This window comes from Mesorhizobium sp. LSHC420B00, assembly GCF_000503055.1.
Lineage (GTDB): Bacteria > Pseudomonadota > Alphaproteobacteria > Rhizobiales > Rhizobiaceae > Mesorhizobium.
This window is the reverse complement of the sequence record NZ_AYVY01000007.1, coordinates 38,267-61,817: the sequence shown is the minus strand read 5'-3', so window position 1 is coordinate 61,817 and position 23,551 is coordinate 38,267. Positions and strand designations below refer to the sequence as shown.

Annotated in this window: 21 protein-coding genes and 3 pseudogenes; 7 read left to right on the top strand and 17 right to left on the bottom strand. The window is 63.1% G+C overall.

The window, feature by feature from the left end; genetic code table 11:
• The 3 genes from X760_RS73655 to X760_RS52565 form a co-directional block, all read right to left on the bottom strand.
• Positions 1-957: a PDZ domain-containing protein gene (locus X760_RS73655; protein WP_156948062.1), complete on the bottom strand. Its 957-nt coding sequence runs from the start codon at positions 955-957 to the stop codon at positions 1-3.
• Positions 958-1,106: 149 nt separating this feature from the next.
• Positions 1,107-1,541: a hypothetical protein gene (locus tag X760_RS52570; protein ID WP_031193959.1), complete on the bottom strand. Its 435-nt coding sequence runs from the start codon at positions 1,539-1,541 to the stop codon at positions 1,107-1,109.
• Positions 1,542-1,575: 34 nt separating this feature from the next.
• On the bottom strand, positions 1,576-1,965 hold the full coding sequence (locus X760_RS52565) for a hypothetical protein (RefSeq protein ID WP_031193957.1): 390 nt from the start codon (positions 1,963-1,965) through the stop codon (positions 1,576-1,578).
• Positions 1,966-2,906: 941 nt separating this feature from the next.
• Between X760_RS52565 and X760_RS52560 the strand changes: the two are divergent.
• From X760_RS52560 to X760_RS52550, 3 genes and pseudogenes are all read left to right on the top strand, one after another.
• Positions 2,907-3,845 (top strand): annotated as a pseudogene (locus X760_RS52560) (glycine betaine ABC transporter substrate-binding protein).
• Between the two features lie 11 nt (positions 3,846-3,856).
• Positions 3,857-4,530: pseudogene (locus tag X760_RS52555) on the top strand (L,D-transpeptidase).
• Between the two features lie 134 nt (positions 4,531-4,664).
• Positions 4,665-4,883, top strand: a complete 219-nt coding sequence (locus X760_RS52550; protein ID WP_031212349.1) for a hypothetical protein — start codon at positions 4,665-4,667, stop codon at positions 4,881-4,883.
• Between the two features lie 126 nt (positions 4,884-5,009).
• Here the strand turns inward: X760_RS52550 and X760_RS52545 are convergent, their stop codons facing one another.
• A complete protein-coding gene (locus X760_RS52545) occupies positions 5,010-7,043 on the bottom strand; it encodes a transcriptional regulator (protein ID WP_036244662.1) in 2,034 nt (677 codons plus the stop codon).
• Positions 7,044-7,265: 222 nt separating this feature from the next.
• Between X760_RS52545 and X760_RS52540 the strand changes: the two genes are divergently transcribed.
• Positions 7,266-8,351 (top strand): pyridoxal-phosphate dependent enzyme, encoded by a 1,086-nt coding sequence (locus X760_RS52540; RefSeq protein ID WP_023718791.1) that lies wholly within the window; start codon positions 7,266-7,268, stop codon positions 8,349-8,351.
• Positions 8,352-8,376: 25 nt separating this feature from the next.
• Positions 8,377-9,864 carry an aspartate aminotransferase family protein gene (locus X760_RS52535; RefSeq protein ID WP_023718790.1) on the top strand — a complete coding sequence of 496 codons (1,488 nt, stop codon included), beginning with the start codon at positions 8,377-8,379 and terminating at the stop codon, positions 9,862-9,864.
• Positions 9,865-9,891: 27 nt separating this feature from the next.
• Here X760_RS52535 and X760_RS52530 read toward each other — a convergent pair whose 3' ends face one another.
• The 9 genes from X760_RS52530 to X760_RS77935 form a co-directional block, all read right to left on the bottom strand.
• Entirely contained in the window at positions 9,892-11,532 is a 1,641-nt protein-coding gene (locus X760_RS52530) for an ABC transporter substrate-binding protein (protein ID WP_023718789.1), read from the bottom strand.
• A 148-nt stretch (positions 11,533-11,680) separates the two neighbouring features.
• Positions 11,681-12,688, bottom strand: a complete 1,008-nt coding sequence (locus X760_RS52525; RefSeq protein ID WP_031193954.1) for an alpha/beta hydrolase — start codon at positions 12,686-12,688, stop codon at positions 11,681-11,683.
• A gap of 16 nt (positions 12,689-12,704) precedes the next feature.
• The gene (locus X760_RS52520) at positions 12,705-13,382 is read right to left on the bottom strand and encodes an isochorismatase family protein (protein WP_023718787.1); all 678 of its coding nucleotides are present in this window, start codon (positions 13,380-13,382) and stop codon (positions 12,705-12,707) included.
• Between the two features lie 20 nt (positions 13,383-13,402).
• Entirely contained in the window at positions 13,403-14,707 is a 1,305-nt protein-coding gene (locus tag X760_RS52515; RefSeq protein WP_023718786.1) for a Xaa-Pro peptidase family protein, read from the bottom strand.
• A gap of 292 nt (positions 14,708-14,999) precedes the next feature.
• Entirely contained in the window at positions 15,000-15,977 is a 978-nt protein-coding gene (locus tag X760_RS52510) for a GlxA family transcriptional regulator (protein ID WP_023718785.1), read from the bottom strand.
• Between the two features lie 162 nt (positions 15,978-16,139).
• On the bottom strand, positions 16,140-17,321 hold the full coding sequence (locus tag X760_RS52505) for a PLP-dependent aspartate aminotransferase family protein (protein ID WP_023718784.1): 1,182 nt from the start codon (positions 17,319-17,321) through the stop codon (positions 16,140-16,142).
• Complete coding sequence (locus tag X760_RS52500; protein ID WP_023718783.1) at positions 17,318-18,742, bottom strand: pyridoxal-phosphate dependent enzyme; 1,425 nt, start codon at positions 18,740-18,742, stop codon at positions 17,318-17,320. The genes X760_RS52505 and X760_RS52500 overlap by 4 nt, the downstream gene beginning before the upstream one ends.
• A 186-nt stretch (positions 18,743-18,928) precedes the next feature.
• Positions 18,929-19,147, bottom strand: a complete 219-nt coding sequence (locus tag X760_RS77940; protein ID WP_348633217.1) for a hypothetical protein — start codon at positions 19,145-19,147, stop codon at positions 18,929-18,931.
• Positions 19,148-19,159: 12 nt separating this feature from the next.
• Positions 19,160-19,327, bottom strand: coding sequence for a hypothetical protein (locus tag X760_RS77935; protein WP_245278579.1), 168 nt, complete (start codon positions 19,325-19,327; stop codon positions 19,160-19,162).
• Positions 19,328-19,499: 172 nt separating this feature from the next.
• On the opposite strand from X760_RS77935, the gene X760_RS52490 reads away from it, so the two are divergent.
• Together X760_RS52490 and X760_RS52485 are read left to right on the top strand one after the other, a co-directional pair.
• Positions 19,500-19,829 carry a hypothetical protein gene (locus X760_RS52490; RefSeq protein ID WP_023718782.1) on the top strand — a complete coding sequence of 110 codons (330 nt, stop codon included), beginning with the start codon at positions 19,500-19,502 and terminating at the stop codon, positions 19,827-19,829.
• Positions 19,826-20,473 (top strand): cysteine hydrolase, encoded by a 648-nt coding sequence (locus X760_RS52485; protein ID WP_031193952.1) that lies wholly within the window; start codon positions 19,826-19,828, stop codon positions 20,471-20,473. Before X760_RS52490 ends, X760_RS52485 begins: the two co-directional genes overlap by 4 nt.
• 111 nt (positions 20,474-20,584) lie before the next feature.
• On the opposite strand, the gene X760_RS78835 is transcribed toward X760_RS52485, so the two are convergent.
• From X760_RS78835 to X760_RS52470, 4 genes and pseudogenes are all read right to left on the bottom strand, one after another.
• On the bottom strand, positions 20,585-20,782 hold the full coding sequence (locus X760_RS78835) for a winged helix-turn-helix transcriptional regulator (RefSeq protein ID WP_280940414.1): 198 nt from the start codon (positions 20,780-20,782) through the stop codon (positions 20,585-20,587).
• Between the two features lie 137 nt (positions 20,783-20,919).
• A pseudogene (locus tag X760_RS78830) lies at positions 20,920-21,011 on the bottom strand (transcriptional regulator); the annotation flags it as partial.
• A gap of 334 nt (positions 21,012-21,345) precedes the next feature.
• Entirely contained in the window at positions 21,346-22,695 is a 1,350-nt protein-coding gene (locus X760_RS52475; protein WP_023718778.1) for an FAD/NAD(P)-binding protein, read from the bottom strand.
• 61 nt (positions 22,696-22,756) lie between these two features.
• A complete protein-coding gene (locus tag X760_RS52470) occupies positions 22,757-23,209 on the bottom strand; it encodes an Rrf2 family transcriptional regulator (RefSeq protein ID WP_023718777.1) in 453 nt (150 codons plus the stop codon).
• Positions 23,210-23,551 lie beyond the last annotated feature (342 nt).

The following is a 23,551-nucleotide window of genomic DNA, read 5'->3' as shown; positions in this document are numbered from 1 at the left end:
CTAGTTGGCATCGTCGTCGTCCGATCCGTCAGCGTCGCCGGTGCTGTCATCCGACGCGTCGTTGTCCGGGCTGTTGTCGCCAGCGTCGGTGCTGTTGTCGTCATCACCGCCGTCCGTTGGGTCTGCATCGTCATTCTGATCGCTCGAATCGTCCTGGTCATTGGAACTGTCGGCGTCGGTCTTGTCGTCCGGGCTGTCATCGTCCCCGTCCGTTGGGTCTGCATCGTCATTCTGATCGCTCGAAACGTCCTGATCGTCGGAACTATTGTTGTCAGTGCTGTCATCCGACGCATCGGTATCCGTACTATCGTCGTCAGTGTCTGTGCTGTCTTTGTCATCAGCATCGGGAGCGGTCGCGTTGGCGTCCGGATTGGCGTCGCCAGGCTGCGAGTCGTCTTCGCGATAGCTTGTGTCTTCGAGGCTTGTCTCCATCTCGTCGTCGTACTGATCGACGATCTGCGTCCACTCCTCATGGTTATCGACGCTCGTCCATTGCGAGATATTGTTGACCGAGATGTTGGTATTGAAGTTGTTGACGGTGATGTTGGTATTGACCTCGACGACATCTGCGACTTCTGTTCCGCGGTTCACGCCAAACAGAAAACTGGTAGCGCTCACGGCAAGAGCGGCCCATACGAGTCGGTCGACATCGGTCGGCGTCGAAATCGGTTGATGCCGCACTGTGGCAAGCACGTCACCCGGCCGGATGCCTTGCCGCTCGGCAACGCCATGGGGTGCAACGGCCAAGACATACACCCCGCGAAGCTTGGGCGGGATCTGGTAGCGGTGCCGAGAGGCGTGGTTGATGGGTATCAAAACCGCGTTAAGAGCCCGGGAAACATAGGGTTTCGGCAGATCATATTTGCTGGCATACGCAACATTGATCGTGTGCGGGACGGCTACACTCACAACAGCCGTCATTTTCACTGAAGTTGCCAATGCACGGGCGAACTGCATTATCAGTCTGGACTTTCGAACAGTTTGCATTTTGCACATCCTGCAGCTGATGATTGGAACCGATCTCAGAGGCCCGGCGCCCCGGAGCGCTCACCAATGATTCTCCCCCTGCACCAACGGTCAGCGGCAATTTCCAGCGATCATCACCGTCATTCCGTAACTTCCTCGGCAAAACACTTTGCCAGATCTTGCGGCGCTCCGAGCTTCTTCGCCCAGGATACCAGTTCAGGTTTTTCCGACGGGTCGGCATAGCCGCCCCACACGTCGCGAAATTGCTTTTGTCCGTCGACCGTCTGGAAGAACATCACGCCGTCGTCGCTCACCGGCGTGGAGACGTAGGCGGCGCTCCAGTTGCCGTTCTCCATGATCGTGATGAACTTCACCCGAGCAGGCTTGACCTTGTTGTCCAACGCCGAGGCAACGAGGGGGGCATATTCCTGCTTGCGCGCCTTCGTCACATCGACCTTTACGCCGTCGCAGGCACCATTCGCGGCGAAAGCGAAGGTCAGCGTCATTCCCAACCCCATGAGGCCGATCATCACGATTTTGGCACATCGCGGGATAAGACCGTTGGATTCAAACATGAGGGCATCCTCTTCGTTCGTATTGGAGGGTCCACTAATCGGAATCGTCGTCGTCCGATGAGTTGTCATCGTCCGGTGTATCGACCTCGCAGCCGATGCCGCGGCAGCCTTGGTAGTTGCCTTGCGTATCGAAGTTCGGATTGCCTTCCTTGTCGTACTGCGGCCTGTCGTCGATGCTTTGATCCCCGTCATCAGGATCGTCGACTTTACATCCGAGCCCATGGCAGCCGATGTAACGGCCCCTGGTATCGAAGTTGGGATTGCCGTTCCTGTCGAACTGCGGCCGGTCGTCTATCTTCCGGCTCCCTTTATGGGACCGATCAACCAGGCAGCCCTTTCCGCGACAACCATCGTAGTCGTCGGTGGTACAACCGAAGATTGCCATCAAAGCAGTGGCCAAGGCCGCACAGATTACGAGTTTCATGATTCATTCCTCCGACTGGCTGGCGGCGGACATCGTCCATATCGGAAGGCCATTGCAGGCGGCGATCGCCGCTTTTGCCGCGAAGGCTGGCGCCAATCGGAGGAGGGCAAAGCTTCGCCGGCCATCGAACGAGAGCCAGGCTGTGGGCGATGCATTCGACGACTTAGTCGACGGTTGCCGTAATCTCTTACGTGGGAGGGAACGCTCCCAGCGGGGGCCGCCGCATTAGCGAATGTCAATATTCCTCTCCATGCTTAGTGCCCCGTCCGCCCAAGCATGCTTCAACAATCCGCTGACGCGGCTGTGCTTCTAAAAAGTTGCATCCGATTCGGCCTGCGGCAAGGAAAAACCCAATATTGCGGGGATGAATTTTGTAAATGCTTAATAATTCGGAACCAGCGCCGGCTATCTTAGCAGATTCTGAAATATGATCGGAAGCAAGTGTGCGGAATACGCTCTTAGCTTCATTCCTCTTTATCTCGTGTTATTGCAAGTAGTTTCATATGTTATTGCGAATTTTCGCACAGCCTTGTAAAATAGCGCGACGGCATCGCTTCTTATATGATCGCTATAATCCGAATCTATTGTGGTATTTTTTTCGAATCCAGCCAAGCCGTTGCGCAGGCCGAAAGAAACGCCGCTCAATCATTCGACTTTTTCAACGCTGCGGCGTGCCGCATAGAGGCGCAGTGGGGGCGCCGCGGCCGCGTTGTGAGCATCTTCCCAGTCGGATTGTCATCGGGTAGCGTGCAGGGGAGGCACGTGAAGGCGCTCTCTTTGGCTAACGCACTGCCACACCTTCAGCAGTTGCCCGTCGGAAGATGGGGCTGGTGTCACAACCCGGTGCTTGCCGCGACAGTTTGTTCCCGTCCCGGTTCATTTCAGCACCGAAGCGAGGGGGGGAAGAGATGCACAACCGATTTCGGCAGTGCCTGCGGCAAATGTCGCTGGCAGCGTTGACGATGCTGGCGCTAAACATCCCGGTCCACGCGGCTGATCTCGTCATTGCGATGCCGAACTGGCCGTCCGGCTAGGCCACGGCAAACATCCTCAAGGTCAGCCTGAAGGAAAAGTTCGGGCTTGATGCCGACGTGCGCGAGATGGGGACGCTTATCGCCTTTGCCGGCCTCAATTCGGGTGAGGTGGATATTCATCCCGAAATCTGGCTGCCCAACCTCGACAATCTGGTGAAGAAATATGTGGACGGTGCCGGCACGGTGGCCATCAGCCCTATTGGCGTGCCGGCATGGTAAGGCATATGCGCGACGCGTGAAGCAGCCGACAAATTTGGAATTCACGACGTTTCGGATCTCAGCGACCCGAAGAAAACCGCCGCGCTGGATACCGATGGCGACGGACGTGGCGAACTCTGGATAGGCGCTGAGGGTTGGTCCTCAACCGCTATCGAGCGCGTCCGCGCCAACAGCTATGGCTATGCCAAGACAATGACGTTGCTGGAGACGCCCGAGGATGCCGGAATGGCGGCTGTCGATGCCGCGGTCGCCACGGATCACCCGATGGTGTTTGCCTGCTACGCGCCGCATTACGTGTTTGAGCTGCGCGACATTGTCCGGCTTACCGAGCCGCCCTTCGACCCGGCAAAGTGGAAGATCGTACTGCCGTCAGAGGACCCGCTCTGGGTCTCGAACTCCAGCGCGCCGGTGTCATGGGATACCGCCAATTTCCATATCGCCTACGCCACCTCGCTGCGCAAAAAATATCCGAAGGTGGTGGCGTTCCTGGAACGGGTCGAGCTGAAGCCCGAGGAAATCACCAAGATGAGTTATGCGCTCCAGGTAGAGCGTCAGGATCCTTATGAATACGCCAAACAATGGGTTGCCGCACAAGGCGCCCGGGTGCACGGGTGGGCAAATCCATGACCCGAAATCTGATGACCGTGGGGCGCGCCACTCTCCAGCGGAGCTCCCTTGCAACAATTGTCGCGGCAGTGTTCGGTCTTGTCGCGGTGGCGGCGCTGGCTGCGGGAACACAGGTTTTCGGCCCGAAACCCACAAATGGGTGGACTACGATCGCACCAAGGCGCGCAAATACTATGCTGCGCATAATGAAGTGCCCGAGGCATTTCGTCCGCAGTGGTCAAGTTCCGCACCGCGGAAGTGCCGGGCACGATCATCATCGATGGCAACCAGCACTTTCTCTACCTTGTGCAGCCGGGTCAGCAGGCCATGCGCTATGGTATCGGCGTGGGCCGGGAGGGGTTTGGCTGGGCCGGCATCGTGCGCGTCGGCCGTATGGCGGAGTGGCCGACCTGGACACCTCCGGCCGAAATGGTCGCTCGCGATCCAAAGGCGGTGAAATATGCCGGAGGCATGAAGGGGGGGCCGGACAACCCGCTCGGCGCAAGGGCGCTCTACCTATGAGCGCGACCAGGACACGATCTACCGGATACACGGCACCCCGGAGCCCTGGACGATCGGGCTCGACGTGTCGTCGGGATGTATCCGGATGAGGAACGACGACATCGTCGATCTCGCATCCCGCGTCAAGGTCGGGGCCAAGGTCATCGTCCTCATGCAGGGGGCGGCACTTTACAAAGGCGTGTGAGGGCATTCGGAGAGGGACAAGCAATGTCGGCAAAAAATGCAGTGAGAACTTCGATTCGGGCGACAGCAATTGGATTCCTGGCTGGAGCCCTTGGCGCTTGCGTCAGCGCGCCATCGCCGCCGCCGCAGGACCAGATGTCCAGGACCAAGGTCGAAACGGCGCCGGCGGACCTTCAGCTGCTTTGCGCCAATGCGGTCGCCAAGGCCAGCGGCGTCGACAGCACCAAGATACTTCCGGTTTCATCAAGCAAGCTCGATTCCAAGACCTATCAGGTCGAACTCGATGCCAGCGGCAAGAAGACAAGCTGCCTCGTGGATACCGACGGCAATGTCAAATCCGTTGAGCCCGTCTGATCCGCTCCGGTCGACGAATTTTGCGACTGATCTGACCATTGGCGCCTTGGGCTGCGGACATGACGATGTTTGGGGGCGGCCAGCCGCGATGAGCGGTTTAGAGAACCCGGGCTAACCGCGCCTGCTTCACCTCAGCCCGATCCGCTTGGCGCCTTGCCGGAACAGCGCCTCGGCGTCCGGCTCGAAGCGGAAGGTGCCGATGAAATCATCGGCGCAGTAGTTCGGCAGCGTCTTGCGCAACGCGGCGGCGAAACCTTGACCCTCGTCCAGCCGTCCCGCCAGCGCAAGGCAATGCGCGGCGATTGCCAGGATGATGGCATGGGCGTTGGGACGCGCGGCTGCTTTCAGCGCCCATTCGGCGGCTTCGTCAAACTGGCCGAGCCGGACATGCGACATCGCCCTGGCGCCCAGCATGCCGAACAGCAGCGGATCGAAGGGGCTCAGATGCCTGGAATGGTCGGATGAGCCGATCGCGGCCTTCGGGTCGCCGGACTGCGAGTGGACGAAAGACAGGGCATAGTGGCCAAGCGCGAAATTAGGGCTGAGGTCGACGGCGCGTTCCAGCTCGATGAGGGAGCCGTCCTGCTCGCCGCGCAGCCACAGCGCCCGCCCCATGGCCCAATGCGCGGCCGGATTGTGATCATCGACGAGAAGGCTCTGGCCGGCTGCCTCGAAGGCCATGGCGCTCTCCTGATCGCGGTCGCCCCAGCGCTGGAAGGCATTTTGCCAATGAGTGAAGGAGAGCCCGGCATAAGCGCGGGCGAAGGTAGGATCGAGCTTCAAGGCCAGGTCGAAGAAATGCCGGGCCTGCTCGTTTTCCGCGCGGGTGAAGCGGTACATGTGCCACAGGCCGCGGTGATAGGCCTCCCAGGCGTTCAGCGAATTGGGCGCCTTCAGCATGGCGCGGTTGCGCTCGACCGTCTCGATCTCGGCCGAGATCGACGAGACGATGCTGTTGCCGATATCATCGAGCACGGCAAAGATGTCGTCCGGCTTGCGCTCGAACGTCTCGGCCCAGACTATCCTGGCGGTGCGCACTTCGACCAGCTCGACAGCAACGGTGACGCGGCCCGCCTGGCAGCGCACCATGCCCGTGGCGACATAGTCGACGTTGAGCCGCCGCCCGGCATCTTCGGGCGCGATGTTTTTCTCCGCCAAGGCAAACACCGAGCCGCGCGCGATGACGAAGAAATCCCTGAGCTTGGCCAGGCGGGTGATGATGTCGTGGGTCAGGCCGTCGGCAATCCCTCCGCGAGGGCCACCAGGAACGCCGCCGATGCCGGCCTGTTCAATAAACGGCATCACCGCAAGCGAAGCCTTGCGCGACGTTGCGGCGTTGGGATCGGCAAGCATGATAGGAGGTACCGAGAGCGGAACGGCCGGCTGCACCCATGATGACGCGCCGTGCTGACAGCGGATTGTCCGCCATGCGTCGCGAACGGGTCCGAAATCCAGATCTTCGGACTGGAAGTGCCGTGCGGCGGCCGCAATATGCTCCTCGGCCGCGCCGAACTGGCCGCGCTGGGCGAGCCTCGTCAGCAAGGCCAGATGCACACGGCCGTCGAACGGAGCGAGCTCCAGCCATTTTTCGAGGTGCGCGGACACGTCATCGGAATCGCTGGGGAGACGCTCGACAAGCTGTTGCAGCACCGCCGCGTGGCATGAGCTGAAGCGGCGGCGCTGAGCGGTCAACCAGCTGTTGAAATGCGGGCTGCGGTCGATCTCCAGCCCGTCGAGGAAATCGCCGGCGAACAGCCGGGAAAGCGCCAGCAGGCGTTCGAGCTCGAGCGTCTCTATTCCCTTCGTCGCGGCGGAGGCAATCTCCACGGCATCCACGGATACACCGTTCAGGTCGAGCGCGACCGTGTCGCCCTGTGCCTCGATCCTGCTCCGATCGGATTCGTCGAGAACGCCTCGAAGCTTGCTGAGGCACCAGCGGAGTTCGCCGCGCGGGTCGTTCGGCACGTCCCACAAAAGCTCGCAGAGCCGGCTGCGGCCGACCGGATGCGGCGCCAGCGCCAAATAGGCGAGCAGCGCACGCAGCTTGCGCGATTTTGGGAGCTGGATGATGATGCCGTTGCGTGCGATCGTCAGCGGGCCGAGCAGGCGCACGGAAAGGCCGGTCACCTCGCCGTCGAGGCCCGATCGGGTGGATTCCACGTGCGTTTCCACGCCTGCTCCCACGCTGGCCAGTCGGCCTTTGTTTTATCACCAAACGCGACACGGTGCATCCGGCGGCGAATTTCCGCGCCGGATGCCGCCATGGCCACATTGCCGGGAGGCAAATGTAGTGCGGCAAGGTCTCGAAACCTCGCCGCCCAAGCCACCGGTCTGTAACCGGCCCGTGACGACAAGAGACAACGACGAAGCGAGGAGATCGACATGTTGCATCAACAGAAAATCAGAACCACCGCCGGGCGCGGCCGCCTGTTCGACAGCATTCTCGACACGGTCGGCGATACGCCGGTGATCCGCATCAACAATCTCGGACCGGATCATGCGACGATCTATGTGAAGGCCGAGTTCTTCAATCCCGCCGCCTCGGTGAAGGACCGGCTGGCGCTCAACATCATCGAGGAAGGCGAGCGCAGCGGCGCCTTGACGCCGGGCCAGACCGTGGTCGAGGCGACCAGCGGCAACACCGGAATCGGCCTTGCCATGGTCTGCGCCCAGAAGGGCTATCCGCTGGTGGTGACGATGGCCGACAGTTTTTCCATCGAACGCCGCAAGCTGATGCGCATGCTGGGCGCCAAGGTGGCGCTGACGCCACGCGCCCAGAAGGGTTTTGGCATGTACAAGAAGGCGGTGGAGCTGGCCGAAGCCAATGGCTGGTTTTTGGCCCGCCAGTTCGAAACCAAGGCCAACGCCGCCATTCACGAGGCGACGACGGCGCGCGAGATCATCAACGATTTCGCCGGCTCGCGGCTCGACTGCTTCGTCACCGGCTATGGCACGGGCGGCACCGTCGTCGGCGTCGGGCGCGTGCTGCGGCAGGAGCGTCCGGAGACCCGGATCGTGCTCGCCGAACCGGCCAACGCGCAGCTGATCGGCAGCGGCAAGCCGCAGCAGCGCGGCGCCGGTGGCGCGCCTGCCGCCAGCCATCCGGCCTTCGAGCCGCATCCGATCCAGGGCTGGACGCCCGACTTCATTCCGGACGTGCTGCAAGAGGCGATCGACGCCAGCCTCTATGACGAGGTGGTGCCGATTGCCGGGCCCGAGGGCATGAAATGGGCCAAGGCGCTGGCGCAGAAGGAAGGGATTTTCACCGGCATCTCCGGCGGAGCGACCTTCGCTGTGGCGCGGCAGATCGCGGAAAAGGCGGCGCCCGGCTCGGTGATCCTGTGCATGCTGCCCGATACTGGCGAACGCTACATGACGACACCGCTGTTCGACGGCATCGAAGCCGAGATGGACGCCGAGGAGACTGCGCTTTCGCAGTCGACGCCCGGCTGCCAGTTTCCGGCGTGACGGCGGCACATCGGGAGCGGCCTGTATGGACACGAGGCCTGGATTGGCCATCACGGCCACCGAGGAAACGCTTGACCCCTCGAACTGGGCCGACGTGCAGGTCCTGTCGCATCGGATCGTCGACGATGCCGTCGCTTACCTGCGCGATGTCAGAGAGCGTCCGGTGTGGCAGGAGATGCCGGTTGATGTGAGGACTTTCTTCACGGCGCCGCTGCCGCGTTCGCCGGCTCCGCTGGCCGAAATCTACGGCGACGTCACAGGGAAGCTGATGCCCTATCCGATGGGCAACATCCATCCGCGCTTCTGGTCCTGGTATATGGGCTCTAGCAATTTCACCGGCGCGCTCGGCGATTTCCTGGCGGCGATCCAGGGCTCCAATCTCGGCGGCGGCAACCATGCCGCCGCGTTGATGGACAACCAGGTCGTCGACTGGTGCAAGGAAATGATGGGCTTTCCGCAATCGGCCAGCGGCACGCTGGTCAGCGGCGGCTCGATGGCCAACATCATCGGGCTGACCGTGGCGCGCAACGCCAAGGCGGGCATCGACATACGCGAGCACGGGGTTGCCGGCATCGACAAGCCACTGCGTTTCTATGGCTCCGACCAGCTTCACTCCTGCCATCGCAAGGCGATGGAGGCGCTCGGCCTCGGCAACCGGGCACTGCGTCGCATCCCGAGCGATGCGGGGCTGCGCATCGACATCGCTGCGTTGCGGGCGGCGATTGTCGAGGACCGTAACGCGGGCTTCAAGCCGGCCTGCGTGATCGGCACGGCCGGCACGGTGAACACCGGCGCGATCGACGATCTGCAAGCGCTGGCAGACCTGGCGTCACAAGAGGATCTGTGGTTCCATGTCGACGGGTGCATCGGCGCCCTGCTTGCGATTGCGCCGGACAATTCGCATCGCGTTGCCGGCATTGAACGCGCCCACTCAATCGCGCTCGATCCGCACAAATGGCTGCACGCGCCATTCGAGGTCGGCTGCGCGCTGATCAGGGATGCCTCCGCGCATCGCGGCACGTTCGCGGTGACGCCGGAATATCTGGAATCGACCCCGCGCGGACTCGCCTCCGGCCACTGGCTGCACGATTTCGGCTTGCAGACGTCACGCGGTTTCCGCGCGCTGAAGGTGTGGATGGCGCTGAGAGAGCACGGCATCGAAAAGTTCGGCCGGCTGATCGATCAGAACATTGCGCAGGGACATCATCTCAGCGCGCTGATCGAGGCGGAAGCGGCTCTCGAACTGGTGGCACCGGTGAACATTAACATCGTTTGTTTTCGCCACCGCGGCGACGGGCAGACGGGAGAGAGGCAGAAGGCGCTCAACACCGAGATCATGCTGAGGCTGCAGGAAGAAGGCATCGCCGCCATTTCCGACACGACAGTGCATGGCCAGCATTGCCTCAGGGTGGCGATCAACAACCACCGCACCCGTCGCGACGATCTTGACCTGCTGATCCGGGAAACGGTGCGGCTCGGGCAGGAGATTTCAGCGACGGGCGCGACGGGCTAACGCCGGCCTTTCTTTCGAGCGGCGAGACTAGGCATCGAGCCAGACCTTCTCGAAATGCTGCTCGAGCGACTGGTGCTGCTCGCAGCCATGGACGCCCTTGCGGTAGGTGCGGTAAACCGAGCGCCAGTAGGGCTGGATGATAACGCCGGAATCGCGCAGATTCTGTTCGATCTTGGCCATGAGCTCCTTGCGGGCGCCGGGATCAGGCATCGCTAGGGCCTTGTCGAGCAGAGTGTCGAACTCCGGATTGGCATAGGCGCTCTCGTTCCACGCGGCGCCAGACTTATAAGCGAGCGCCAGCACCTGGACGCCGAGCGGCCGGCCGAGCCATTCCGTGCAGGAGAAGGGATATTTGCTCCAATCGTTCCAGAACGTCGCGGCCGGCAGCACAGTGCGCTTGATCTTCAGCCCGGCCTCGCGCATCTGCGCGGCGATGGCGTCGCCGGTGCTCTTCTGCCAGTCGACGTCGACCGAGATGAGTTCATATTCGTGGTCGGCCTTGCCGGCCTCGGCGAGCAGGGCCTTGGCTTGATCGGTGTTGCGGACGGCCGGGCCGATATCGGCATATTCGGGATGCATCGGCCCGACGTGATGGTTCTCGGCAGGCTTACCGCGATTGTCCATGCCGATCTTCAGCACGGCGGCGTTGTCGACCGCGAGCTGGGCGGCGCGGCGCACCTTGATGTCGTCATAGGGCGGATTGCCGATGTTGAAACGCGCGACGATGGTCGAGCCGGTGGCGATTTCCGAATTGCTCAGGCCCATGGAGTCGGTCTGCGCAACCGTGTCGGAGGCGGTTTCATGGTCGGTGTCGATCTCGCCCGATTCGAAGGCCGACAGCATGGCGTTGGGATCGGAGCCGTAGTCGACCCATTTGATGCCGTCGAGGTAGAAGTCGCCCTTCCACCATGGCTTGTCCTTACGGCGGACTTCGGCGCCGACCTCGGCGTCCCATGCGACGAGTTCGCAAGGCCCGGTAGTGATCGCCAATGCCTTCAGCGGATCGCCGTCGCCTTCATAGCTGCGGTGCATGATCAGCGCCGGATAGTCGGCCATGCCGGCGATCAGCGAAATGTCGGGCTTGGGCAGATTGAGCCGGACGATGAAATCGTCGACGCGCTCGATGCCGCCGTCGACGGCCTTCTTGGTATCGGCGTTGACCAGTGCGCCCATGCGCGCGGCGACCGAATTGCCGGCGACGGACGCATCGCACCAGCGCGTCAGATTGTGGATCACGTCGTCGGCGTTGAAGGTGTCGCCGTTCGACCAGGTGATGCCCTTGCGGACATGCAGCGTCAGCACGCGGGCGTCGTCGCTGGTTTCCCAGCTCTCGAGCAGCCATGGCTCGAAGGTGAAGTCGCGCTTCCAGCGCACCAGATATTCGTTGCACTGGCGGGCGACGTTGGACATCTCGACGCCGTCGAAAGTGCGCGGATCCTTCCAGCCCTTGACGTTCATGGCGACACGCAAGATGCCGCCGCGCTTCGGTTCCTCGGCCCTGGCCGGTGACGGCGCAAGCCCGCCCAGCGCCAGCGCGCCGGCAGCGCTGACGCCGAGCGCAGCCATGGTGGCGAGATATTCGCGCCGGTTCATCTGGCCTTTCTTGAAGCCATCGGCGACGGGCTCCGCCTGCGGATGCAATTTCCGGTCGGTCAGCATGAACTTCATCGTAAATCCTCCCTGTCGGGCCGGCGCATCGCGGATGCGGGCTCCTTACGTGGCGTGATGATAGGGCTGGCCTGACCGAAGCAGTGTTCGGGTTTCCGCAGTTGTTGTGCGCTGTTCCGCGACAGTGGAGATTGGAGGACGGTCCGCGTCACTCAGGCCAATCACCTCCGCCCAGCGCGGCTATTGCCGCGATTATGCGCTCAAACGCCTGGCCGGCGCGCGGTACGGTTTTGCGGGCGCGCAGGAAGCTGTGCACCAGCCGCGGCTCTTCGCGCCACCATGCCTTGCCGCCGGCGGCAAGGATGCGATCGCGATAGGCCTTGCCGTCAGCCGACAGCGGGTCGCATTCGGCAGTGATGACGACGGTCGGCGGCAGGCCAGAGAAGTGCGTATCGCCGAGCGGCGAAAATGTCGGGTCTTCCGGCGACTGCCCCTTCCCTGCCCGGATATGCCGATAGAATTCGACGTCGCGCAATGTCAGCAGTGGCGCCTCTGCGTGCTCGACATAGGAGCCGGCGCGCTCTTTGCTGTCCAGCTCGGGGCCGTCTAGCTCGTCACCGCCGAGCTCGGGATAAATCAGCACCTGGCCGATCGCATGGCGAGGATGGCGGCGTGTCGCCTGCGCCACTGCGGCAGCAAGATTGCCGCCGGCACTCTCACCGCAGAGTACGAGCGGCAGGCCGGTCGTCGCCGCAGCCCATTCGAATACGGCCAGCGCATCCTCGAAGGCCGCCGGATGCAGATGCTCGGGCGCCAGCCGGTAGTCTGCGGACAGAACGGGAAAGCCAGTGCCGGCGCAAATCTCGGCGCAGATGTCGTCATGGCTGTCGAGCCCGCCAAGGACGAAGCCGCCGCCGTGATAATAGACGACCATCGCTTGTGGCGCCGTGCCCGCCATCTGGTAACGCCGGACCGGGATCGCATGGTCAATGGCAGGAACCGCGCTGTCGCTGGCCTTGACACCGGACGGATAGGGCTCGCGGAACGCCCGGCACATGGCGTCATAGACCGCCCGCTGCCTGTCGATCGGCATGTAGACGATCTCGGGCGGATACGACTCATTGACCCGGTCGATATAGGCCCACAGCTCCGGATCGAGCAGCGTTTGGTATTTTCCGCGCTCTGTCGTTTCTGGTCGATCGGCCTCGGTGATCATCGCGGCGCGGTCCCGCTCAGAGCTCGGCGTAGAGGCGGGCGGCGTTTTCGTAGCTGAAGCGCAATGGCACCGAGCCCTCGACCTGCCAGGCTTCGACCGTCTCGCCGGCCAGCAGCCGACAGGCGCCGTCGGTGGTGGTGACGACGCCGCCATAGAGCCGGTTGGCGAGATTGAGAATGGCCGTCTGATGCATCGCCGTGCTGCCGCTGCCGCAGGCATCCTTGACCAGCAGCACGCGAAACCCGAGCGCCACCGCGTCCTTTACGGTGGCATCGATGCAGGCCTCGGTCCAGACGCCGGCAACGACCAGCCACTCGACGCCATCGGCCTTCAGCCGCTCGGCGGCAGGCCCCGCGCGGAAGGCGCTGGCATCGGTCTTGACCAGCATCGTCTCGCCTGTCGCCGGGCCCACTTCCGGACAGATCGCCGTCAGTGGATCGTCCTTGTCGGAAAACGCCGACTTGCCGTTGGCCTCGACCGGGTGGAACGGCCGTGCCGTGGCGAGATCGACGATATAGGCCCAGTGGTACAGGGGCACATTGTTGGCCCGAGCCGCCTGCTGCAGCCGCTGGACCTTGGCGAGAATGTCGCCATAGCCTTCGACCAGATAGCGCTTGTCCCGCCGATGCTCCTCCTGGAGATCGATGAACACCGCCGCCGCCTTGCCGCGCTTGATCGAGATCGGGCTTTTCATGCAAAACTGCCTGTCAGCACTCAAACGTGCCTGTCAAGGAAATCGTCCTCATAGGGAAAGCGCGACAGGAGTTCGGTGCCGGTCTCGGTGATCAGGATCTCGTCCTCCAGCTTGACGCCCTCGCGGCCGCCCTTTTCGCCGATATAGCTTTCGACGCTGACCACCATGCCGGGCACGATGACACCGTCGCGGCCATAGGTCTCGTAATCCATGGCATGCGCGATGAACGGCGTCTCGCCATGCATGCCGACGCCGTGCATGACCGAGGTGTAGCGCTGGTCGACGAAGCGGTCCGGGATCTTCCAGGCCTTTTCGGCAATCTCGCGAAACGCCATGCCCGGCTTGACGACCCCGATGTTGTGCTGAACCTGATCGTGCGCCATGCGGTAGAGCGATCTCTGATAATCGGTCGGCTTGCCCGGGCCGCAGCGGAAGGTGCGCGAAAAGTCCGAATAATAGCCGTAGCAGCCGATCGTGTCGGTATCGAGCGCCAGAAGTTCGCCCGGCCTGATCTTGCGGCCGCTCGCCTCATTGAACCATGGGTTGGTGCGCTGGCCCGAGGTCAGCAAACGGGTTTCGATGAATTCGCCGCCCTGGCGGATCACCTCGCCATACATGATGGCGAACAACTCGTTTTCGGATACGCCGGGCTTGATCGCCTCGCGCACCGCATAGACCGCAGCCTCGGCGCCAGCCATCGACACCTGCAGGCATTTTACTTCCTCTGGCGTCTTGACCGCGCGCACCGCCAAAATCTCGCCCTGGCAATCCCGGACGTCGCAGCCGCGCTTTTCCAACGCCAGTGCCTGCAGATGGCTGCAGCGGTCGAGCCCGAGCTTCATCGAGCCGCCGCCATGCGCCTTGAGCAATTCGGCGATCTCATCGGCGAACGGGCCGGCTGTTTCGTCGTCACGGCCCGACACCGAAGACCAGACCAGCTTCGACGGCCGCGCCTCGTCGATCGTGTCGAGCACCATCGAGACATGGTAGCTCTGCGGATATTCGAACAACACGATCGGCCCTTCGGTCGGGATGAAGAAGTAGCGCGTCGAGTTGCGCAGGAAATAGCCGAACATGTTGCGCGAGCCGGTGGCGTAGCGCTGGTTGTAGGGGTCGAACAGCACGACGCCGCCATAGCCGGCCTCGCGCATCCACGCGCGCAGCTTGACCAGTCGCCCCTTGCGCAGCGCGTCGGCATTGATGAAGGACGGCTCGGTATCCGACAACCACATGCCGCCGGCCGGATCGGCCGCAGCCGGATGCCGCATGCGGTCCTTGAAGTCAACGTCCTCGGTGCTGTCGGGGTCGAAAACGACGATGCTCATGGGTGCCTCCTGGAAGCGAGACCATGGAGCAAAGGACGTGCGGGCGTTGTGCGGAAAACCGCAAATGTTGTGCTGGATGCCGTAGACAGGCTGGCCGGACAGCACCCCCCTCTGGCCTGCCGGCCATCTCCCCCTCAGGTGGGGAGATTGGACGTCACTTCAGCTTTCGCCAATCTCCAAAGTTGTCGAGTGAGCTTTGCTTGCGAAGCTACCAATCTCCCCCCTTGAGGGGGAGATGGCCGGCAGGCCAGAGGGGGGTGGGCGGGAACTCAGCGTGGAGCGATTAACGCCGCTAGTGCCTCCTCATCACCTTCGGCGCGTGGCCATGCTCCTCCCGGAACGCGCGGGCAAAGCTCGACATCGAGGCGAAGCCGCAGGCCAGCGCCACGTCGCGCACCATCAGCGTCGAATGCGCCAGCAGGTCGGCGGCGCGCTTGAGGCGCAGACGGCGGTAGTAGCCGTTGGGCGAGATGCTGAGTTCGGAGCGGAAATTGCGTTCGAGCTTATCGCAGGAGACGCCGAGCTTGTTGGCCAGTTCCGCCATGCCGAGCCGCTCTTCGACCGCATCCTCCATGATGGCGATGGCCGACAGCACCAGTTCGTTCTGCACGCCGGTCCGCAGCCTGAGCGGCATCAGCTTGCGGTCGACGCTGGAGCGCAGCGGGCTGTGCACGAACCATTCGGCGACGCCGGCCGCAAGCTCGGCGCCATAATCGTTGGTGATGATCTCCAGCATCATGTCGAGACTGCCGACGCCGCCGGCCGAGGTGAAGCGCTTGCGGTCGATGACATAGAGATCGCGCCTGAGCTCGATATCCGGAAACGCTTCGATGAAAGCCCCCTGGCTGGTCCAGTGCAAGGTGCAGGCATGGCCGTCGAGCAGGCCGGCCCGAGCCAGGAAGAAGGCGGCATCCGCCACCGCGCCGATATGGGCGCCGCCGCGCAGGCTCCTGCGGATCCAGCTCACCGCATCGTGCGCGACGAGATGATCGGCATCGCCGCCCGAGCAGACGACGACACGATCGACCTTCGGCGCGTCATGGGCGGCAAAGCCGGGCTGGATGACGACGCCATTAGAAGCCTCGACCGGGCCTTCGGTGGCGCCGACGATTATCCAGCGATAGCAGTTCCGCTTCGCCAGCACGTTGGCGGCGCGGAGCGGCTCGATCACCGAGCTGAACGCCATCATCGGAAAGCCAGGGAAGACCAGGACGGCGAAGGTGAGAGGGGCTTCGCTTGCCGTCGGTTGGTTGCGTTGTCGGTTGTTCATAGCTTCCGGAGCCGGGAGGATCGGGTCGCTACAATTCAGGCAGAATTGGCCTGGGTCAACGGAATAGCGTGCGGGGCGCGACACAGAACAATTGTCGCTTGTCGGTGATCCTTCACCCCCCTCTGTCCTGCCGACGTCTCGCAAGGTTTCTTGTTACCGGGCTCAACTCGCCAGCGCCTGATCCAGATCCGCAATCAGATCGTCGCCATCCTCGATGCCGGCCGACAAGCGCACCAGCGAATCGGATATCCCGATCTCCGCGCGTTTTTTCGCCGGGATCGAGCCGTGCGTCATCAGTGCGGGGTGCTCGATCAGGCTTTCGACGCCGCCGAGGCTTTCGGCCAGCGTGAACAGTTGCGTGTGCTCGAGGAAGCGCTTGGTGCCGGCGAGGTCGCGGTCGAGCTCGATGGTGATCATGCCGCCGAAGGCGTGCATCTGCCGCCTGGCGGTGGCGTGCTGCGGATGGCTGGGCAGGCCGGGATAGATAACACGGCGGATGTCGGGGCGGCTTTCCAGCCAGTGCGCGATCTTCTGGCCGTTCGACGAATGACGCTCCATCCTCAGCGCCAGCGTCTTCAGGCCGCGCAGCGCCAGGAAACTGTCGAATGGCCCGGAAATGGCGCCGATGGCGTTCTGCAGGAACTTCAGCCGATCGGCGAGATCCTTGTTGTCGCCGACCACGGCGACGCCGCCGACCATGTCGGAATGGCCGTTGAGGTATTTCGTCGTCGAGTGAACAACGATATCGATGCCGAGCTCCAGCGGCCGCTGCAGATAGGGGCTGCAGAAAGTGTTGTCGGCGACCGACAGCACGCCTTTGCGCCTGGCCAATGCCGCGACGCCTTCGAGATCGACGACACGCAGCAGTGGATTGGTCGGCGTCTCGACCCAGAGCAGCTTGGTTTCCGGGCGGATCGCCGCTTCGACCGCGGCAAGATCAGTGAAGTCAACGAAGTCGACCTGGAGGTTGGCCGAGCGCTTGCGCACCCGCTCAAGCAGCCGAAACGTGCCGCCATAGATGTCGTCGGTGGCGACGATGTGGGCGCCGGAATCGAGCAGTTCGAAAATAGTGGCGATCGCCGCCAGCCCCGAAGCGAAGGCGAAGGCGGCTGTGCCGCTTTCGAGGTCGGCCACAGCGCGCTCGAAGGCAAAGCGGGTCAGGTTCTGGCTGCGGGCATATTCAAAACCCTTGTGCACGCCCGGGCTCTGCTGGCCATAGGTCGAGGTCGCGTAGATCGGCACCATCACCGCGCCCGTCGTCGGGTCGTGGCTCTGGCCGCCATGGATGGTGCGCGTCGAGAAGGCGAGGCGGTTCCTGCCCGATACGGTGGCTTTGACGGTCATCGGGCGCGCCTCAGATGGTTGATCAGGTCGATACGGGTTATCAGGCCAATGAATTCGTCGCCATCGAAGACGATAGCGACCTCGTTGCGGTCGAACACCGGCAGCAGCGCATCCAGCGTCTGGCTGGCCTGCAGCGTGTGCAGGGTAGAGGTCATGGCCGTACTGACCGGGGCCTTGAAGCGGTCCCAGCGGCTGTCATAGGGGCCTTCGACCTTGGCCAGGATATCGCTTTCGTCGATGATGCCGACGAGCTTGCCCTCGTCCAGCACCGGCAGCTGCGAAACATCCGAGCGGCGCATCCGGCCATAGGCGTTGAGCAGGCTTTCGTCCGGACCGACATACACGGTGTCGCCGGTGCGGTGCGAACGCATCACCAGATCACGCAGGTCGCCATGCTGCTCTTGCTCGGCAAGGCCCTGTTCGGCCAGCCAGAAGTCGTCGAACACTTTCGACAGATACTTGTTGCCGCTGTCGCAGACGAAGGTGACGACGCGCTTCGGCACGGTCTGCTCGCGGCAATAGCGGAGCGCCGTCGAAAGCAGCGTGCCGGACGACGAGCCGGCGAGGATGCCTTCCTTCGAAAGCAGGTCGCGCACCGCCAGCATGCTCTGCTTGTCGGGGATGGAATAGGCCTTCCTGACCAGCGACAGATCGGCATTGGGCGGGACGAAATCCTCGCCGATGCCTTCAACGGTCCAGCTTCCGGCCTCTACCATCTTGCCGGTTTTGATCAACGGTGCCAGCACCGAGCCGACCGGATCGGCCAAAATCATCTCGGTCTTCGGCGAGACTTTCGCGAAATAGCGGCCAAGCCCGGTCAGCGTGCCGCCGGAGCCGACGCCGACGACCACCGCATCGACATCACCTCCGAGCTGCTGAAAGATTTCCGGCCCGGTCGTGGTTTCGTGGGCCAGCGGATTGGCCGGGTTGGCAAACTGGTTGGCGTAGAAGGCGCCGGGCAGCTCGGCGGCGATCTTTTCGGCCATGTCCTGATAATATTCGGCATGTCCCTTGCCGACGTCGGAACGCGTCATGCGCACTTCGGCGCCGAGCGCCCGCAGATGCTGGATCTTTTCGCGCGACATCTTGTCAGGCACGACCAGGATGATGCGGTAGCCCTTGGGGATGCCGACCTGGGCGAGACCAAGACCGGTATTGCCGGCAGTCGCCTCCACGATCGTCCCGCCGCGTTTCAGTTTGCCCTGTTTTTCGGCGGCGGCAATCATCGACAGCGCGATGCGGTCCTTGATCGAGCCGCCGGGATTCTGGCTTTCGAGCTTGATGAACAGCCGGCACTTGCCGATGTCGAATTTGGTCAGCTCGACGACCGGCGTCTGCCCGATCAGGTCGAGAACCGAGGCATAGGGCGGGCGCAAGCGGGACGATGCGTCGTCCGGTGCCACGATCTTGTGCTTGCTCATGTCAGATGCTCCGTTGCCAGAATGAGCAACCGCCCTGGAAGACGGCAACCTACCGTCTTTTCCAGCCGTTTGCAGTTGTAAAGAAGATAGATCGTGCCAATCCGGCCGCCAGCAGGGGAATGGAATTTCGCGAAAGCTTCGCCAGCCTCGAGGCTGGGCAAAAGATTTGCAGAACCTGCTTAGGGTTCAGGCGATCGCGGCCTGGGCTTCGATCTCGATCAGAAAATCCGGATTACCGAGGCCGGCGACGCGCAGCACTTTGATGATCGGCGGCACGCCGCGGTTTGCCCAGAAGGCCATCCAGGCGCCGAAGGCCGGCCCTATGTCCAGGTCGCCGGCGATATAGACCGAGAGGCTGACGAGGTCTTCAGGCTTTGCCCCACCGGCTTCGAGCACCTTTGCCAGGTTGGAGAGCGCCTAAGCGGTCTGCGCAGCGAGATCGTCCCTGGCGACGATCCGGCCTTGCGCGTCGACCCCATTCTGGCCGCCGACCAGCACGATGCGCGCGGATGCCGGCAGCGACACGCCTTGCGAATAGGTCGGGTTGCTGTGCATGCCCTCGGGGTTCAGCCTTTCGATGGTCACTGCACTTTTCCTCCTCAGCGAAAACTATACCGCGGCCGCCTGGCCGTCCGTAGGGTCGCACGGCACAGAACGGCAATCGTGCGGCCGTTTCAACGCACCATCTCGTTCGTTGCCGCCGCTGATTCCGCCATGCTACCCGGCGCTGGTCGAACAGCAATGCAAGGAATGGCCGATGAAGATTCTTGCCTATGACAATTTCAAGCCCGGCGTCACGCTCGACGACCTGCGGCCTTATTTGCGCGACGAAGTGTCGAACGTCTGGCGGCTCTGGAAGGCGGGGATCGTGCGCGAGAATTATGCGCGCGGCGATATTGGCGGCGTCATCATCGTCTTCGAGCTCGACAGCGTCGCGGAAGCGCGGCGCTACACCGAGGACTTCCCGCTGTCCAAGGCCGGGCTGCTGGAATGGCACTTCATCGCCTTCGACGCGCCATTGCCGCTGGAATTCCTGTTCGACCCGACCGTCGACATCGCCAAGCCGTGGGACCGGACGGCGGCATGATCCGGTCGCGCGACGGGATCGAAATCCCGGCCAGCCTGGCTGAGTGGTGCGATCCGCGCCGCACGGCGCTGGTGGTCTACGACATGCAGGTCGGCATCTGCCGCCAGGTGGCCGGCGCCGCCACCATCGTCGAGCGCACCGGCACGGTGCTGGAAGCGGCGCGCGTGGCCGGAATGCGGGTGGCGTTCACGCGCCATCTGTCGCTGCCGCGCAAATGGATGGGCGCGACGCAGCTGCGCACCGCCATGGCCTGGCAGCGGCGCGACAGCCCCGACACAGTTGAGCCGTGGTTCCCGCGCGACGCCGAAGCGACGCGGATCGTGCCCGAGCTGGAACCCCGCGATGACGAGGCGGTGTTCGACAAGCTCACGATGTCGGCCTTCGATTCCACCGCGCTCGGCTTTGTCTTGCGCGATTGCGGCGTGCGCACGATAGCGCTCGCAGGCATCGCCATGGAGATCGGCATCGAGCCAACCGTTCGCCAGGCGACCGACAATGGCTTTGTCGCCGTGGTCATCGAGGATGCCTGTGGCTTCGGCAACCGCGAGGCGCGCGACCGCTCGATGGCGACGCTACGCTTCCTCGGCGAAGCCGTTGTCACCGATGTCGCCAGCTTCTGCAGCGCGCTTGCCGGACCGGGTTGAGGACAGTCGGCTTGCTAGAGCGATCCACCCTTTCACGCAAACGTCGAACCGCTCCATCGCTTTGTCTCGCAATTGCGGACAGAAAACCGCTCCGCGCTTCCCGGAATTGATCTAGGTGGCTGCGCTATCGGTGCGAAAACGCACGCCCTCGGCGCGGCCATGCACGCTTCCCCAGTCGTAGAGCGCCTGGAGCGCGGCGGCGAGATCTTCACCGCGCCCGGTCAAGGCGTAGCGCCCCTTGCCGTCGGGCGACATCTCGAGCGTGACGAAGCCGATCTCGACAAGCTCGGCCAGGCGCTGCGTCAGCATCTTGTCCGAGAGCGAGGGGNATCTCGAGCGTGACGAAGCCGATCTCGACAAGCTCGGCCAGGCGCTGCGTCAGCATCTTGTCCGAGAGCGAGGGGATCAGCCGGCGCAGGTCGGAATAGCGCATCGGCTGTTCCTTGACGTGCGCCAGGATCACCGTCTTCCATTTGCCGCCGAGCGCGTCGAGCGCGAACTCGACCGGGCAGCCGTAGAGTCTTCCGCGTTGGGTCATGCGCCATGGTAGGCAAGGCATGGTGACGACGGAAGCAGAATTCGCCCGGTCATCTGGCCAGGGGTCGCGGCTCACGGCCTCGCCGGCTACAAAATCCATGGAGGAGAACGAAGATGGGCGTATGCCAATCCGGTCAATGCGAAACAGCCGAAACGTGTGGTGATCGTCATCGCCAACCCGGCTGTCTCGACCACCACGGGCTGGCCGGTCGGCTTCTGGTGGAGCGAGCGCACGCACCCTGGTTCGCCTTCACCGAGCGCGGTTATGCGGTCGAGGTCTTTTCACCCGGCAGCAGCGGTCTTGCATCCGAAATTGCGTCAAGACAAAGGGGTTCTCATCCGAGCAATCGCTTGCTCAGCCGCGCACACTGCACGCGAATATCCGGAATGGCGTCGATCTCGAAGAAGGTGCCGCGCGTCAGCGGCCCGACCGCCAAAATCTTGGCCGATACTGTGCCATCGCCGGCGATGACCTCGCAGTCCGCGGTCACATCGAGGCCGAGCCGCAGCGGATCCGGCCGTGCCAGCCCACGGTCGACCAGCGACCGCACCATGCTGTTCGAGGTGGTCGAGATATCCCTGGCGATGCCGGTGCAATCATAGATGCGGGCGACATCGAACCTTTCGAGGCGCTGCGTGTGGCGGGACTGGACCTCTACGGTGTAGCCTGCGGCGATGTCGACGATGCGGCCGGCGACAAGCCGGATGCGGCCGGCCTGCACCGCCTCCGTAACGCGGGCGTAGACTTGCGGCGCCATGCGATGGCGGTGGATGTCCCACCACGCCTTGGTGTGCTCGACAAAGCGGCGCTTGGCCGAGGACGGCCAGTTCTGCCAGATCTTCTGGTTGAAGGGCCTCAGACCGTCGACGACGTCGCGCCAGTCGATGCCGGCCTTCTGGTTTTCCCGGATCAGGTCGCGGAACCAGCCGACGAAATAGGAAAGCTGGGTGCCGAGCGGGATATCGGCAACGTCGAGCTTGATGGGATTGCCCTTGCGATGCGGCGAAGGCAGCAGGCCGCGCCGCGACACCGCGACGATCGCGCCGCGATGACCGCGCTGCTCGAGCGACAGAAAGGCATCGACCATGCTCAACCCCGTGCCCAGCACCAGGACTCGGGCTTCGGGGTCGAGCGCGCTGTCGGCCTCGGATCCCATCCTGATCGCATGGCCCTGCCCCGCCCCCGGCTCCTCGTCATGGCCGGTCGCCAGCACGGCAAGATGCGCAACCACGCTGGTGCCGTTGGCCAGCGCCACCTCGACGCCGGACGCGGTCGGCGAGATCGACAGGCTCTCCTCGCGGATCAGGCGCAGCCGGCCCGTCTGCTGCTCACGCGCCTCGAGCTCGTCGAGCAGCTCCTTGAGATAGCGGGCGTAGACGCTGCGCGGCGCATAGACCGGTGCCTGTTCCGGCGTTGCCAGGCCGCGTTCAAGTAGCCAGCGCGAGAAATTGCCGGGATCGTCGGCATAGGCGCTCATGCCCAACGCGCTGACATTCAGCACATGGGCTGAGAGCAGCGTTGAATAGGCCATGCCTTGCCCAAAATGCGGGCGTTTTTCGACCAGGCTGACGCGGAGATCGGGATTGGGCGACTTCAGCAGATGCGCGGCAAGCACGACGCCGCTGGCGCCGCCACCGACTATGATGATCGAACTTGGAATGATCGAATTTGCGCGTCCGGTCATGCGCGCACCAATTGTCTTGGGAGCCATTGGTTCCGGAATTCTCGGGTCAGGCTTTGTTGATTCAGGCCTGGATTTTCAACGGCACCGAAAGGTCTTCGTCGCCGGCGATGTCGCGCATCTCGGCGAGGCTGCGCTGGTCCAGCACCTCGGCGATGGCCTGCCGGACCTCCAGCATCAGATGTCGGACTTGGCATGTCGCCTCGTTGCAATCTTCGCAGCGCTGATACTGGGTGCGGCTGGCGCAAGGAATGGGGGCAAGCGGCCCGTCGAGCACGCGCACGACGTGCCCGACCTTGATCTCGTCCGCTGGGCGCGCCAGGCGATAGCCGCCTTCCTTGCCCTTGCGGCTCTGGACAAAACCGGCATTGCGCAATTCGCCAAGAATGGCGTCGAGGAACTTCTTCGGAATATTGTTTCCTGTGGCGATGTCGTTGACGAAGGCGAGCTGTCCAACCGGCAGGCGCGCCAGATGGACGAGCGCCTTGAGGCCGTATTTACCTTTTTTCGTGAGCATAACCCGAACGTTTCTCTGTCATGCGATGACCCAAGGCCATCGGTTGCGAAACGCCTGGCGTGCCTCCCCGCCGCGTCCAAGCTGTCACTACAGATAAATTCTAGTGACATGATATACAAGCCAAGAAACGTTGATTTTGTTTCGTTTTCAAGCCGCAATGGCCATTTTGGCCGGGGCTTGTGCCCCTACGAGCACAGGAGCCGCCGCCAATGGGACACCGGCAAACTGGCCGGCGACAGGAATGTCCCGACCGGCCGACAGCAGCTTCTGTCCCTGAATTTGAAGGCCAAAGCATGCCGCGCGCGGCAACAAGGAGGGTGGCGTCGCTCATCGTCCTCTCCA

Coding starts and splice junctions, on each gene's coding strand:
- X760_RS52510 (WP_023718785.1), bottom strand. CDS start 15,977: ATGAACAACCGACAACGCAACCAACCGACGGCAAGCGAAGCCCCTCTC.
- X760_RS52565 (WP_031193957.1), bottom strand. CDS start 1,965: ATGAAACTCGTAATCTGTGCGGCCTTGGCCACTGCTTTGATGGCAATC.
- X760_RS52535 (WP_023718790.1), top strand. CDS start 8,377: ATGGACACGAGGCCTGGATTGGCCATCACGGCCACCGAGGAAACGCTT.
- X760_RS52470 (WP_023718777.1), bottom strand. CDS start 23,209: ATGCTCACGAAAAAAGGTAAATACGGCCTCAAGGCGCTCGTCCATCTG.
- X760_RS52475 (WP_023718778.1), bottom strand. CDS start 22,695: ATGACCGGACGCGCAAATTCGATCATTCCAAGTTCGATCATCATAGTC.
- X760_RS52540 (WP_023718791.1), top strand. CDS start 7,266: ATGTTGCATCAACAGAAAATCAGAACCACCGCCGGGCGCGGCCGCCTG.
- X760_RS73655 (WP_156948062.1), bottom strand. CDS start 957: ATGCAGTTCGCCCGTGCATTGGCAACTTCAGTGAAAATGACGGCTGTT.
- X760_RS52550 (WP_031212349.1), top strand. CDS start 4,665: ATGTCCAGGACCAAGGTCGAAACGGCGCCGGCGGACCTTCAGCTGCTT.
- X760_RS52525 (WP_031193954.1), bottom strand. CDS start 12,688: ATGATCACCGAGGCCGATCGACCAGAAACGACAGAGCGCGGAAAATAC.
- X760_RS52490 (WP_023718782.1), top strand. CDS start 19,500: ATGAAGATTCTTGCCTATGACAATTTCAAGCCCGGCGTCACGCTCGAC.
- X760_RS52505 (WP_023718784.1), bottom strand. CDS start 17,321: ATGACCGTCAAAGCCACCGTATCGGGCAGGAACCGCCTCGCCTTCTCG.
- X760_RS52520 (WP_023718787.1), bottom strand. CDS start 13,382: ATGAAAAGCCCGATCTCGATCAAGCGCGGCAAGGCGGCGGCGGTGTTC.
- X760_RS52500 (WP_023718783.1), bottom strand. CDS start 18,742: ATGAGCAAGCACAAGATCGTGGCACCGGACGACGCATCGTCCCGCTTG.
- X760_RS52515 (WP_023718786.1), bottom strand. CDS start 14,707: ATGAGCATCGTCGTTTTCGACCCCGACAGCACCGAGGACGTTGACTTC.
- X760_RS78835 (WP_280940414.1), bottom strand. CDS start 20,782: ATGCTGACGCAGCGCCTGGCCGAGCTTGTCGAGATCGGCTTCGTCACG.
- X760_RS52570 (WP_031193959.1), bottom strand. CDS start 1,541: ATGTTTGAATCCAACGGTCTTATCCCGCGATGTGCCAAAATCGTGATG.
- X760_RS52485 (WP_031193952.1), top strand. CDS start 19,826: ATGATCCGGTCGCGCGACGGGATCGAAATCCCGGCCAGCCTGGCTGAG.
- X760_RS52530 (WP_023718789.1), bottom strand. CDS start 11,532: ATGAAGTTCATGCTGACCGACCGGAAATTGCATCCGCAGGCGGAGCCC.